This is a genomic window from Actinocrinis puniceicyclus, assembly GCF_018283645.1.
Taxonomy (GTDB): domain Bacteria; phylum Actinomycetota; class Actinomycetes; order Streptomycetales; family Catenulisporaceae; genus Actinocrinis; species Actinocrinis puniceicyclus.
The window spans coordinates 1-14050 of sequence record NZ_JAGSXH010000131.1 but is presented as its reverse complement, the minus strand read 5'-3'; the positions used below and the strand labels follow the sequence as shown (position 1 = coordinate 14050).

Sequence of the window (14050 nt, the reverse complement as noted above, 5' to 3'; positions counted from 1 at the left end):
TCCCCGACCCCTGACACGTACGCAACCGCGTACCTCTGGCGGCAGATCTGGCACCCTGACAACTGGCTGGAAATCATCGAGCGCTACATCCACGTCGAGCCGGCCTCCCGCCCAGGCACGCGACAGGACCCGCACAAGGCGCCCCTGATCTTCCCGCGCTACCACCAGTGGCACGCCGTACAGCGCATGGTCGCCCACGCCCAGACCCACGGCTCCGGCGCCAACTACCTCATCGAACACTCCGCAGGCTCCGGTAAATCCAACACCATCGCGTGGCTCTCGCACCGGCTCTCCCGGCTGCACACCCCCGGTGACGCAACGCTTCTCGACCCCTCAGCGCGCGAGGCCGGCCTCCGGCCCAACCAACCGGTCTTCGACAAGGTCATCGTCATCACCGACCGCCTCGTCCTCGACCAGCAGCTACAAGACACCATCTACCAGTTCGAACACGTCCCCGGCGTCGTCAAGAAAATCGACGAGGACTCCACCCAACTCGCCGACGCGCTCACCGGCTCCACGGCCCGCATCATCATCACCACGCTGCAGAAGTTCCCGTACATCCTCGGCAAGGTCGCCGCGCTGCGCGACAAGCGGTACGCCATAGTCATCGACGAAGCGCACTCCTCCCAGTCCGGCGAATCCGCCGCCGCACTCAAGCGCGCCCTCGGAGCACTCAGCAACCTCGGGCCAGGCGCCGACGAGATCGACGAAGACGGCGACGTACTCACCGCGTCCGCGCTCGCACGCGGCCGGCACCCGAACCTGTCCTACTTCGCCTTCACCGCGACACCCAAGCACAAAACCCTGCTTCTCTTCGGCACCCCCGACCCGGCCGACCCCGAGCACCTGCGGCCCTTCCACACGTACTCGATGCGGCAGGCCATCGACGAGGGCTTCATCCTCGACGTCCTCGCGAACTACATCACCTACCAGACGCGCTGGCGGCTACGGAACGCCGCGATCGAACAAGCCGAACAATCCGCCATCGCCAACCCCGAAGTCGACCCGCGCAAAGCCAAAGCCGCGCTCGTCCGGCTCGCCGAACTGCACCCCTCCAGCCAGGACCAGCGCGCGAAAATCATCGTCGACCACTTCCGCGCCGAAATCGCCGGCCGACTCGGCGGACGCGCCAAAGCCATGGTCGTCACCCGCTCCCGCGAACACGCGCTGCGGCTGTACCAGGCGATCAGCAAGTACGTCGCGCAACTCGAAGCCACCGACTGCACCCCGCTCGTCGCCTTCTCCGGCAAACTCACCGTCGACGACGTCGACTACACCGAGACACAGCTCAACGGCTTCGGCGAGGCCGCGCTGCCCGGAAAGTTCGACTACACCGCGGTCGACGACAAAGACGCGGCCGTGCACCGGAAGACCGAGTACCGGATCCTCGTCGTCGCCGAGAAATACCAGACCGGCTTCGACCAGCCGCTACTGACCGCCATGTACGTGGACAAGCCGCTCAAGGACGTCGCCGCGGTCCAGACCCTCTCCCGCCTGAACCGCACGCACCCGGCGAAGACCCAGGCGGATGTTTTCGTCCTCGACTTCGCCAACGAAGCAACCGCGATCCAGGAAGCCTTCCGGCCCTACTTCGAGACCACCATCACCGAACCCGAAGACCCCAACCTGCTCTACGACAAGCAGCGCGAAGCCATGGACTTCCGGCTCCTCGTCGTCTCCGAGATGGACGCCTTCGTACGCGAACTCGAAGCCGCGCGCCGAGCCGACCCGCTGCTCAAGGACACGCAGATCCACGCGCGGCTGTACCGGTACCTGCAACCCGCGGTCGACCGCTTCACCGAACTCGCCGAAGCCGACCGGGAGAACGCGGAGGAGTTCCGCTCCGCGCTGAGCGACTACGTGCGCGCCTACGGCCTGCTCGCCCAAGTCGTCGGGTTCGCCGACGAAGACCTCGAACGGCTCTACCAGTACGGCAGGGTGCTGCTCAACCGGCTGCCGCGCCGCCCGGGCCCCAGCGTCGACATCGGCGACACCGACCTCTCGCACCTCGCGCTCAACAAGATCGGCCAGGAACGCCTCAGCCTCTCCCCCTCCGGCGACCAGCTGATCCCCGGCTTCTCGCTCGACGGCGGCGCGGCCCGCCGCGTCGAAGAGGAGCCGCTGAGCGAGGTCATCGAAGAACTCAACCGCAAATTCGGGCTCGACCTCGGCACCGCGCACCAACTGCTCGTCGTCCAGCAGATCGTCACCCTCGCCGAAAACCCGCGCATGCAACAGATCGCGCTGATGAACGACGAGGAGAAGTTCAACCAGGTCGCCGACGGGCAACTCGACCAGATCGTGGGCGAGAACATGGACCGCAACGCCGAGTTCGGCCGACTGTACTTCGACAATCCCGAGTTCAAGAGCGTGCTGCGGCAGACCATGCGCAAACGCGCGTTCCAGCTGATCACCTCGCCCATGCGAGACGAAGCGATCAGCCGTATGCGTGCCCTGCGTGACACCCGCACCGGCGAACGCACCGGCGAACGCTGACGACGCGGCGGCCGGCAGGCGGTGGCATCGCGCGCGAGGGGGCGACACATGAAGGGAAGCGGGCAGGCGTGAGTGACGGGGTGGGCCACATGCGCGCAGGTTCCGAAACCGGCCACGGCGCGAATGACGACGCTGGAGGTGGGACGGGAGACGGCACGGCAGGCGGCGCTGGAGGCGGCACGGTCGGCGGAGGCGACACGCCGGCGCAGTGGCTGCTGGCCGGGCGCTACCGGATGGACGGCATCCTCGGCACCGGCGGTATGAGCCAGGTCTGGCACGGCTACGACGAACGGCTCGACCGGCGCGTCGCCGTCAAAGTCATGCTGCCCACCCCCGCACACCCAGCACCACCGGGCGGCCCCGAAGCGCGGCAGATCGCCGAAGACCACGAACGCGACCGGCAACGGTTCCTGCGCGAAATCCGCACCACCGCGCGCCTCGAACACCCCGGCATCCCCGCCGTCTACGACACCGGCGTCGAAGCACACACCGACCGCCTCTACCTCGTCATGCAGATGCTCACCGGCAGCACCCTGCGCGACCTGATCAACGCGGGCCGGCGCGCCGACGAACCAGCCGCCGTGCCCTGGGCCGCCGCCATCGCCGCCCAGATCGCCGCGACCCTCGCCGACGTACACCAAGTCGACGTGGTACACCGCGACATCAAACCCGAAAACGTGATGCTCGTCGGCGGCGGCCTCGTCAAAGTGCTCGACTTCGGCATCGCCATCCTCAAAGGCGCCGGGGCGCTGCCACGGCTCACCCAGATCGACCGGACCGTCGGCACCCCGCCGTACATGTCCCCCGAGCAGTCCATCGACCGGCCCATCGGCCCGCCCAGCGACGTCTACTCGCTCGGCTGCCTCCTGCACGAACTGCTCACCGGACACCCGCCCTACGACGAACGCCACGGCCGCAGCTACCGGGAACAGCACCTGCTCGCACCCGTGCCCTCCGTGCGCGAACGCCGCGCCGACGCGCCGGCCGCGCTCGACGAACTGGTGCGGGCGATGCTCGCCAAAGACCCCGGCGAACGGCCCGCAGCGGAAAGCGTATACGAGGCTTTACTCCCCATCGCGGCCGCGCGGCCCCGAGATGCCGCGCGGCGTGGCGGCACTGCTGATGCCGCCACCGATCCGACGCTGCCCTTCCGGCGCCCCCTGGCGTCGCGCACCTACGCGCCGCAAGCCCGGCCGCGATCGCGACCCGCCGCCGGGCCGCCGCTCACCGAAGCCGAAGCGCAAGACCTGATCGCGCGGGCCGGGCTGCTCGCCGAAGCCGAACAGCCGCAACGCGCGATCGACCTGCTGAGCGACGGCGTGGCACGCGCCGAACACGACCCGATCCTCGCGCTCGAACTACGGCACGCCCTCGCCGGGACGCTGTTCTCAGCTGACGAATACACGCGGGCCGCGCCCCTGTTCGACGGAGTCGGCGCGCAGTTCGCACACGGACTCGGAGACGAATCACCCCTGGTCGCCGAATGCAGCTATTACGCAGGGTACTGCTACGCGGAGCTCGGTGAAGCGGACAAGGCACTGGCCCGCCTGCGCTTCTACGTCGAGCACACGCACCTGACCGGCTCAGCGGACAGGCGCTCGACGGACAACAGCTCCGCGGACAGCAACTCCGCGGGCAGTGGCACGCCCGCGGACGCCGACGCGCTGGTGCGCGCCGAGCAGTACCGCGATGCCCGCTACCTGATCGCCATGATGCTGGCCGCCACCGGCCGCGTCGAGGACGCGCGCGCCGAGTTCCACGCCGTGCGCGCCCTCTACGCGGCCGCCTACGGGCCGACGTCCACGCACGTCAAACAGCTCGACCGGCAGCTACGGCACCTCGACACCGTCACCGGCGCTTGACCAGGTCACGAGCGGGCCTGAACACGGTCACCGGCGCTTGACCGGCGGCGCAGGCAGCACGACAGTCCGCTTCGCACCCGGACCGGCCGGCGGAGCCAGACGGGAACGCACACCCGCGGTGAGAGTCGCAGGCGGCGACGTGTTCGCCGCGAGACTGCCATTGATACCGGTGAGGTACTGTCCCGCAGTGGTCAACGGCACCAAGGTCGCGTCGTTGTAGCCCGAAGCGCCGTTGTAGCAGCCGAACGCGTAACCATAGGGCGCACTTGCCGCGCCGGTCGCGTACGTGCCGTCGAAACAGACGTCATAGTCCGTGCCGGGCGTCAGGTTCCCGACCACGTACGTGCCGTCCGGGGCGGTGTCGGCGACGTAGTAATCCGAGTCGTACGCGGGGTTCGTCGAATTGACGGCGGACTGCCCGCTCACATACACGGTGACGTTCTCCAGCGCGTTGCCGCTCTTGTCCGTCACCCTGCCCGAGAGCGCCGCCCCCGGGCCGAGCGCGATCCCGATCCCGGTATCGGTCTCGCCCGCGGTCACCGGGATGGCGTTGTTCATCGAGACAGAGACCGCCAGGTTGCCGTAACAGTTGCTGCCGTAGCCGGTGTTACCGGGCCCGACCGGATACACGTCGCCCTCGAAGCAGATCGCGTAGTAGTTCTGGTCGATGCCCTTGATCCGGTAGTTGCCGCTCCCGTCCGTGTACGCGGTGGGCGTACGCGTGGGATCCGGCAGCAGGCCGCCCATGGAGTAGGTCAGCGCCCCGCCGAAAGCGTCGTTCGCGAGCGCGTGGCCGCCGCTGTCGGTGACATGGCCGCTGACCGCGCCGCCCGTGACCAGCCACGCCCCGACCCCCGTGGTGGTCAGGCCGCCGTTCACGGTCAACCGGGTCGCCTGGTTGTTCGTGGCGCTGTAGCCGTAGCAGGTGAACACGTAGCCGGTGGCGTCGGAGACACCGCCGGTCGCGTTCGAACCATCGAAGCAGACCACGTATCCGGTCCCGGTCGCGACGCCGGTGAACGAGTACGTACCGTCAGCGGCCGTGCTCGCGAAGTTGATCGGGCCGCTGACGCAGTACGGGCTGCACTGGTAGAGCTGGACGCTCACGGCGGCGAGCGGGTCGCCGCGCGAGTCGGTCACCCGGCCCGACAGCGCGCCCGTGCTCGGAGTCGAACCCTGATCCACGGTGAGCGTCGCGGCGGCCTGCACGCTGTGCCCCGTCGTGTCGGTGAACCCGAGGGTGAAGTGCGCGGTGCCGGCCGTCGTCGGCGTGCCGGAGACGGTGTAACCGGACAGGTGCAGTCCGGCCGGCAGCGAACCCGAGACCACCGACCACGATCCGGTGCGGTGATCGGCCGTGGTCAGCTGGGTGCTGTAGGACTGGCCGGTCACCGCGTCCGGCAGGCTCGTGGTCACGATCACCGGAGGTGAACTCGTCGCCGCGCCGGCAGCCTGCGCCAGGACGAACGAGGCCAGGTTGAACGACTGGCTCAGATCCAGATGGAATATCAGTATCCTGATGTGCAGGGCGGCGTCGGCGTCGATGCTGAGCGTCAGCTGCCACCACGGACTCGCGGTGACGTCCGCGTGCGCGGCCAGCGTCACGGTCAGCGCGGCCTCGGGACCGGCGATGCCGTACAGCTTCCCTTCCAGGTCGCCGGTCACGGCCACCGACACGTCCGCGTTCGCGGCGGTGATACCGGGCTCGGTGTGGCTGACCGAGTTGCTGAGGCCCTGATAGGGCGTCACCGAGTTGTCCTGGTAGGCGATGCCGGCCTGCGCGTGCACGCTCTGGCTGATCGACGCGGACACCTCAGCGCTGCCCTGCGCGCTGCCGCGCATCGTGAGAGTGAATACGGGCACGATGACCACCGGCACGTCGCCGACCGCGAACTCGACCGGCCGGAACGTGTACTTGGCCAGCTGCGCGCTCCACTGGCACGCGACACTCCCGGTGTACGCCACCGAGGCGCCGAGCTGCTCGGCGATGTCGATGCCGGCCTTCGCGCTGAGCGTCGGGACGAAACCGCGATGGCCCAGGTGCGCCTCGAAGACCAGCGCCGTGGTGAAGCTCGCGGTCACCGCGACGGTGGACCCGTGATCGCCCGAGCACGCACCGCCGCCCGAGGCGTTGATCGGGGTGCCGCTGTCGCGAGCGGTGACCCGCGCCCGCAGCTGCGCCTCGTCCACGACGCCGCTGTACCCGCCCGAGCCGCCGCCGGTCGCTTGCGGCGCGCTGCGCGCGCTCGTCTGCGTGGTGACCACGTCGGCCGCGCCGAGCGGCACGTTCAGTGCGATGTCCGCGTTGCCGAGCGCCTGCTGCAGCGTGGCCGGTTGCAGCGCCGCGACGCTCGCCCCGGCGCTGTCGGTCGACACCGAGGTGACCTGGCCCAGTACGCCGCCGGGAGCCGCCGCGCTGGACCCGGCCGCGATGACCTGCCCGATGCCGGGCGCCGGATTCCCGGCCGCGATGGTGACCGAGGAGGGCCCGTCCGAGCCCTGCGTCACGGACGTGACGGCGCCCGGCGCGGGCGTGACAGTCGAGCTGGGGATGTGCACGTCACCGATGAAGTACCCGGACAGGTCGACGATGAATTCGGTGTCGCCGCTGTAGTTGTAGACGTCCACGGCGCCGTCCACACCGAGCGCGCCGAGTGTCAGGTTCGCCATGACACGCCCGAGTGGGGCGTTGAGGTCCGACGCGAGGGGGCGTGCCGCGAGCGACGGGTAGACGGTCGCGTACATCCCGATGGTGTTGCCCGCCTCGGTCACGGTCAGCGCGGCACCGGTCGCGGGCATCGACGAACTCGCGGCCGGCACCCCGTCCACGCCGGCGACCTGCGCCGGGAGCACACCGCCCGGACCGATCGGCGCCTTCGGCGCACCGGTGCCGTAACGGGTGTCCACGAGCCGGTACGGCGGCAGCGCGACGTAGTACGAACCGCCCGCTGAGGCGTCGCTGCCGTCCGTGTACCAGCCGGTCACGTCCGCGACCAGGTGCGTGTTGCCGTAGTAGTTGTACAGCGAGACCATGCCGCCCTTGCCGACGCGCACCACCACGCGGTTAGCGACGATCTCGTTCGCGGTGAAGTTCAGCGTCGAGGTGGTCGGCCGCGTCGTCCCGGCCGGGTAGACGGTCACGTAGCCGCCGGTGGTCGGCGCGGTCACGGTGGTGTTGAGCACGACGGCTGACACGCCGGTCGCGGGCACCCCGCCGACTCCGGTCACCTGCAGGTTGATCGACTGGCCGGTGCCGACGGCGCCGGCGGGCACACCGGTCCCGTCGCGGGTGTCCAGCAGGCGCGAAGGCGGCAGCGCGTGGTAGAGCCCTGTGCTCGGCGACGCGGCGGCCGCGGTCGTGTAGTAACCGGAGACGTCCGCGACGAGTTGCGCGGGCGCGGAGCTGTAGAGCTCGACCTGGCCGCCGGTGCCGACCCGCACGACGACGAGGTTGGCCTGGTTCTGCCCGGCGATGAAGTTGACGTTCGAGGCCAGCGGCCGGGACACGCCCGCCGGGTACGCGGTGAGGTAGCCGCCGCCCTGCGGAGTCGTGACCGTGACGTTCAGCGCGACCGCGGAGACCCCGGTGGCGGGTACGCCGCCGCGCCCCGTGACCGTGAGCGAAACCAGCTGCGTCACGCCGGCGGGTGCGCCGAGCCCGATCCGTGTGTCCAGCAGCCGGGCCGGATTCAGCGCGACGTAGGAGCCGCCGGGCGCATGTGTGGTCACCGGACTCGGCGCGGCGACCTGGGTTCCGGCGCCCGCGCCGGTCTGCGCCGCGACCTGCACGGTGTACGAGATCCCCGGGCGCGTGCCGGTCAGCACCGCGGAGGTGGCGCCGGGCGGCACCGTCACGACCGGGGACTGCGGAACGGTGGAGACGGTGTACCCGGTGACCCCGGCGGTATCGCCGTCGGCCCACGACACCGCGACGTTCAGGCCCTGGACGCTCGCCGTCACCGCGGACGGATCGATCGACGCGGCGCGCGCGGGCGGCGCCCACGCGGCGAAACCGGCCACGAGTGTCGAGACCACTACCGAGCCGACCAGGAAACGGCGCACGGCCACCCTCCCCAACCCCACCCACCGGAGCCGTCACCGGACCCGCGACGCGATCCCCACCGACGTCATCCCCGACCGTAGCAGGAAACCACCTGACAGACAGCCAGTTCGCTTGAGGACAGTCGTTCGCGTGCGATCAATCGTTCCTTGTGATGACCGGAATAAAGGGGCTACTGTGCGTGCCCGCGCGCACCGCGACCGCGACGGCACCCGCGACGGCACCCGCGACCGATGGCCGATGCCCGCCCGGGCTCAGCCCAGGGTGGGTAGATTCGCGGCGAGCTGTTGCAGTTCACCGGTCAAGGCATTGGCCACGGCCTGAGACGCCGCGCCGGCCGCGGCGTCGTTGGAAACCAGCTGCTCCAGGTTGGCGATCTGGCTCTGCACCGTGCGCCACTGCTTCCTGCCGCGGCTCTGCTGCGCGGACGCCACGCTGTTCTGCACCGTGCCGATGCCATTGAGCAGGTCCTGGCCGGCGCCGGATTGCAGCGTTCGCGGGCCCTGCGCGACGAACCCGCGCACCTGCTGGGACAGCGCCTGAAGGTAGCCGCTCGGGTCCGTGGCCGGATCCGGGAAAGCCTGCGCGAACGGGTTCGCCTTCGAGTTCGCCGGAGTCGGCGCCGACACGGTCGGCGACGCGGACGCGGACGCGCTCGGCGTGGCGCCGTCCGTGCCCGTCGGTGTCGCGGAATCCGCCGGAGTGCTCGCGTTCGAGGCGGCCTGCGACGCCCCGGCGCTCCCGCTCAGGCTCGGCGCGGCCGCGCCGTCGCCCCCACCAATCGCGTGAGCCAGTCCCACCAGCACCGCGATCACGGCGGCCAGCGCCACGACCACCAGCACCCCCGGCAGTACCTTGCGACGGTCTGTCGGCCGCCGCCGCCCGGCGTGACTGGTCACCCCATGGCCCGGAACGAACTGGGTGATCGCGGTGGGGTCGTCAGCTGCGGCGTCGTCAGCTGCGGGAACGGCCGCGGCAAAGCCGACGGCCGCGCCATCACCCGGGTCGGTGACCGCGGGAAGCAGTTGCGTCGCGTCTTCGCCGCCGGCCGGTCCCGGCGCCGGCGCGGCCGCCGCTTGCGGCGCCGAGCCGCCCGAGATCGTGCGCGTGTACGGCGCGAGCAGGCCGGCAGCCTGCTGCGCGGTCGGCCGAGCGGCCGGATTCTTGGCCAGGCAGGCGAGATAGAAGCTCTCGACACCCACCGGAAGGCCGTTGATCCCGAGCGGCGGCGGCGCCTTGCGCAGGTGCGCCGCGCCGAGGCCGGCCACGTCCTTGTTCGGGAACGGCGGCCGCCCGGTCAGGCACCAGTACAGCGTGCAGCCGAGCGCGTACATGTCCGACGCGGGAAGCGCCGGGTGCCCGCGCAACTGCTCCGGTGCCATGGTGACCGGAGTTCCCACGGCCATTGCGTCCGGATCGCGGCGGTCTGCGGGGCCCTGCGCGATCCCGAAGTCCAGTAGTTTGACGCCCCCGACGGTGAGCATCACGTTGGCCGGCGCGACGTCCCGGTGCACGATTCCCGCCGCGTGCGCGGCGGCCAACGCCTCGGCGAGCTGACCGCAGACGCCGAGCGCGGTCGGCCACGGCAGCGGCCCCTCCTCCAGCCGCGCGGCCAGGTCCCGGCCCTCGAGCAACTCGGTGACCAGGACGGGCTGCACCGACCGGTCCAGGCCCGGCGCCTCCAGGTAGTCGAACACGACGATGATGCGCGGATGCGCCAGCGACGCCAGCGCCCGGGCCTCGGTGCGCAACTGGTCCCGATCGGCATCGTCGAAGGCCGTCGGGCCGGACAGCAGCTTGAGCGCCACCTGCCGGCCCAGCGTCTCGTCCACGGCCGCCCACACGGTCGCGCTGGCGCCCGCACCGAGCGGGCCCAGCAGACGATACCGCCCGACGATCAAGCCGTCGGGCGCGACGACTCTCGCCGCAGTGTCGGAGCGCATATGGAGACAGGTGCCCCGAACCCGCTGCGCGTTACCGTCGTCCGCTGGGCCGACCTTCCGGATGCGCGCCCCATCCGTATGTATACGTCTTCATTACGTCCCGTTACGTCTCCGTCGTCCCCCCTGACCTGTGGGACAGGCGACGGAGCCGCCACGGCCCGGTCAGCTGTAGCTCAGCGAGTTGATGGCGCAGAAGTAGAAGAGGTAGCTGTACCCGTAGCCGACGCTGTAGGAGTAGTCGGTGACGTACCCGGTCGCGTTGATGGTCGAGGTGCCCGGGGTGATGCTGTAGGAGTAGCCCTCCCACATGGGCTGGCTGTTGGCCGTCGGCTGGTTGTCGCAGTACGTGGGCTGGTATTCGAGGAGGCTTGCGCTGGCGGGGATGTAGACGGTGAAGTACTTGTAGTTGCCGCTGACGTAGCTGGAACCGTTCGGGAAGTACCAGCCGGAGCCGGTGTCGACCTCCAGGCCGTACGCCAGCCCGGTCTCGCAGGTGATCGCCAGGTTCAGCGTGCGCATGGTGTCGGCGGAGGCGGGCGGCGCGACGGCCAGCGAAGCCAGCCCGACGGTGGCCACCGCCGAGCAGAGCGCGGCCGCTCTCTTGTGCAGACCCCTCTTGATCATCGGCAGACCTTCCCGGGAACGCCAGGCAATGACGTGGCGTGAGGCGGACGCGATCCCCGGCGGGGGATCGCCGGTCCATGCTGGCAGCGGGCCGGCAAGGAGACCGCGGATTCCGTACGCCGCCGTACGCGGCCGTACATCGCCGTACGCGGCCGTACATCGCCGATCACCGGCATACGCCCGCTCCCGGCGCGCTGCTCGCCATGAGGTGACGGCGCGTACGGCTGCGTCCGGACGGCCGCACCGTCCAGACGCAGCCGCGGTCCGTCACGGAATGGCGACCTGCGCGATGAGCTGCTGCTGCTGGTTCTTCGGGTTCGTGCCGTCGTTGTACGTCGTGACGGAGGTGGTGTAGTCGACGGCCGCGCCGGACGTCGCCGCGGTGATGTTGCCGAAGTAGTCGCCGAGGAACGTGGTCGCGCTGCCTGCGCTCCCCGGGTGCGGCGAGTTGAGCTGCGGGTCGAAGGCGTGCGCCGAGAGGCGGATGTTGTTGCCCAGCGGGCGCAACGACGCGTCGTAGAACTGGACGGCCGTGTCGATGCAGTAGTTCGCCGCGCTGTACGGCGGCAGCGATCCGGGGTAGCTCGAGTTGACCCGATCGAGCGCGAGACCGGCGGCCTTCGCCTCGGCGGTTCCCGCCGCCGGGCACGCCAGCCTGCGGTCGTAGAAGGCCACGGACACGGTGCCGTCACCCGCCGCGGTCAGGTTCGGCTGGAACTCGTCGGCCGCCGCGGCGTTGTCGTCGACCTGAATCGGCCCGGTCCACGTCGCACCGCCGTCGTAGGAGGCGGTCAGCATCACGTTGTCGACACCCGCGCTGTAGTCCTCATACGAGACGTACAGCGGGTAGTGGCCCGAGACGGCGTTCGGCCCGACGGTGAAGGTGTCCTCGATGCCGTCGCGGAACGTGGTGTTCGCGTACGTATACGGCGGCGGGGTCACGGAAGGCACCGGCGTCCCGACGGTCGACCAGGTCGCGCCGCCGTCGGTGGAGGCGTCGACGAAGATGTCGTCGCTGGCGTACTGGTGCGCCGGGTCCGAGTTGGTGACCGTCGTGTACACCGTGCCGTCCGCGGCGACGTGCGGAAGCAGGTAGGTCGCACCGGTCGGCGTGTGTGGCGGAACCGGCAGCGGCTGCGGCTTCGACCACGCGGTGTGCTGTCCGCCGGGCAGGGCGTCGGCGTAGGAGACGTAGGGGACCGGTGTCAGATAGTGGAAGTCGACCCACATCGCGTACACGCGGTTGAAGTGCGCGCTGCCCGGGTTGGTGTCGATGGTGAGCCACTGCTTGTCGGCGCTGTTGCCCAGCGAGTCGTAGGACGCGAGCACGTCCGGGTGGCCGCCGACCGTGGTGGTCCACTGCGTGGCGGTGGTCGCGCCGTGCGGGCGCACCGCCATCGCGATCACTTCGGAGGGCTCCGCCGGGTTGGGCTCCCGCGAGGTGCCGACCGAGTAGTTGTGCGAACCGTCGGCGTTGTAGAAGAACTGGTAGTTCAGCGTCAGCGAGTAGTAGTCGCCGTAGCTGTCGAAGGCGCCGACCGGGTCGGTGTTGTCGGTCCAGCCCTCGAATCCGGGGATGTGCCCGGACACGGACCAGGTCTTGCCGCCGTCGAAGGACTCGTAGAAGCCGAGCAGGTGGTTGTAGCCCTCGGCGCTGACGATCCACTTCGACGAGCCGATCAGGTGCTGCGGATCGGTCGGGTCGACGCGCAGGTCCGACTCGGCGTGGTCCTTGACCAGCATCGGCCCCGAGGCCGGGTAGCCGGGGTTGGATCCGCTCTGGGTGGCGTACGGCGTGGTGCCGATGTCCTCACCGGTGGTCGCGCCTGGGCACGACGACATGCCGCTGTAGCCGTCGTTCGGGCCGAGGCTGGTGAAATAGCTGACCTCGGGGCGGTAGCAGCTGGTCTGCGTGGTGGTCGCCGTCGTGTTGGTGACGTGGTGCGCGGTGTAGCTTGCGGCGAACTGGGTGTTGCTCTGCAGTCCCTGTGGGACGACGCCGACACCCGGGTCCAGGGCGCTGCTGGACGCGGCGGCGGGCGGCCCGCTGACGGCGACCGCTGACGCGGCGATGACCGCGAGGGCCGACAGCAGCGGGACGGTGAGCCGGTGGCGAGGATCTCTCACACTCGGTCGCACATTGGCCTCCTAATCGGGAGCGCGCGGCGGGCGTCCGCGTTTCCGGCACGCCGGAGCCGCGGGCGCTGCGCTGAGCGCTGCGAGGTCCCATCCCCGGGCTCACTGTAGGGGCCGCCGGTTACTGAGGGAAGCAACCTCGCTACTGAATCGGTGTCGTGTCGTCAGCTGCCGGGCGGGGCGCGGGTTTGCCTCCGCGGGCCGGGTCGGCGGGGCCGGGTGGGCGAGCGAATCGGCGGAGCACGCACGTTACGAATCGGCGAATAATCGCCGGTTGCCTTGCCTGTCTTGACGCCCCTCGCTACGTTCTGCGCAATCCGCGGCTCCCACTACGGAGTGCGCGGCTTTCATCGAATTCGGTCTATCAGACCTACGGCGCCAACGGGTGGACCGTGTACGGAGGCACCAGCGTCGCCTCGCCGCTGATCGCCGCCGTGTACGCGGACGCCGGCGCTCCGGGCGCCAGCACCTACCCGGCGTCGGACGTCTACAGCCACACCGGTTCGCTGTATGACGTGACCGCCGGCTCGACCACCTCCTGTTCCCCGGCCTACCTGTGCACGGCAGAGGTCGGCTACGACGGCCCGACCGGCTGGGGAACGCCTGACGGCCTGGCCGCGTTCGTGGGCTGATCGTGTGTCGGCAGCGTACTGATCTGACAGGCGGCTGATGCCGCGGTCGTGACTGTGCCGGGCGGGCCCGGGATCCAGAGCGGATCCCGGGGCCGCCCGTTCTCGCGGGGACGCGCACGCGACCAGGTTTCAGTACTCGCTGTCAGTACTCGCTGTCAGTGCCCGGTTTCAGTCCTTGACGGCGCCGGCGGTGACTCCGGCGGCGACGTAACGCTGGGCGAGGATCAGCAGGACGGTGGCGGGGATCGAGGCGACCACGGCAGTAGCCATGATCGCGTTCCACTGCTGATTGTTGTT

Annotated in this window: 6 protein-coding genes and 2 pseudogenes; 3 read left to right on the top strand and 5 right to left on the bottom strand. The window is 70.0% G+C overall.

What is annotated here, in order from left to right; all coding sequences use genetic code 11:
• Positions 1-2496 (top strand): type I restriction endonuclease subunit R (locus KGA66_RS24505; protein WP_211471097.1); only part of this gene is annotated, 2496 nt, incomplete at its 5' end.
• Between the two features lie 89 nt (positions 2497-2585).
• Positions 2586-4358, top strand: a complete 1773-nt coding sequence (locus KGA66_RS24500) for a serine/threonine-protein kinase (protein ID WP_211471095.1) — start codon at positions 2586-2588, stop codon at positions 4356-4358.
• Between the two features lie 27 nt (positions 4359-4385).
• Here KGA66_RS24500 and KGA66_RS24495 read toward each other — a convergent pair whose 3' ends face one another.
• The 4 genes from KGA66_RS24495 to KGA66_RS24480 form a co-directional block, all read right to left on the bottom strand.
• Entirely contained in the window at positions 4386-8420 is a 4035-nt protein-coding gene (locus KGA66_RS24495) for a fibronectin type III domain-containing protein (protein ID WP_211471093.1), read from the bottom strand.
• Between the two features lie 252 nt (positions 8421-8672).
• Positions 8673-10361: a serine/threonine-protein kinase gene (locus KGA66_RS24490; RefSeq protein ID WP_211471091.1), complete on the bottom strand. Its 1689-nt coding sequence runs from the start codon at positions 10359-10361 to the stop codon at positions 8673-8675.
• A gap of 162 nt (positions 10362-10523) precedes the next feature.
• Positions 10524-10985 (bottom strand): hypothetical protein, encoded by a 462-nt coding sequence (locus tag KGA66_RS24485; RefSeq protein ID WP_211471089.1) that lies wholly within the window; start codon positions 10983-10985, stop codon positions 10524-10526.
• A gap of 267 nt (positions 10986-11252) precedes the next feature.
• Positions 11253-13112, bottom strand: a complete 1860-nt coding sequence (locus KGA66_RS24480) for a hypothetical protein (protein WP_211471087.1) — start codon at positions 13110-13112, stop codon at positions 11253-11255.
• 365 nt (positions 13113-13477) lie between these two features.
• Between KGA66_RS24480 and KGA66_RS24475 the strand changes: the two are divergent.
• A pseudogene (locus KGA66_RS24475) lies at positions 13478-13744 on the top strand (peptidase S8); the annotation flags it as partial.
• A gap of 177 nt (positions 13745-13921) precedes the next feature.
• Here KGA66_RS24475 and KGA66_RS32260 read toward each other — a convergent pair.
• A pseudogene (locus tag KGA66_RS32260) lies at positions 13922-14050 on the bottom strand (carbohydrate ABC transporter permease); the annotation flags it as partial.

Bases quoted from the DNA above. Each gene is read 5' to 3' on its own strand.
- KGA66_RS24485 (WP_211471089.1), bottom strand. From the start codon at position 10,985: ATGATCAAGAGGGGTCTGCACAAGAGAGCGGCCGCGCTCTGCTCGGCG.
- KGA66_RS24490 (WP_211471091.1), bottom strand. From the start codon at position 10,361: ATGCGCTCCGACACTGCGGCGAGAGTCGTCGCGCCCGACGGCTTGATC.
- KGA66_RS24500 (WP_211471095.1), top strand. From the start codon at position 2,586: ATGCGCGCAGGTTCCGAAACCGGCCACGGCGCGAATGACGACGCTGGA.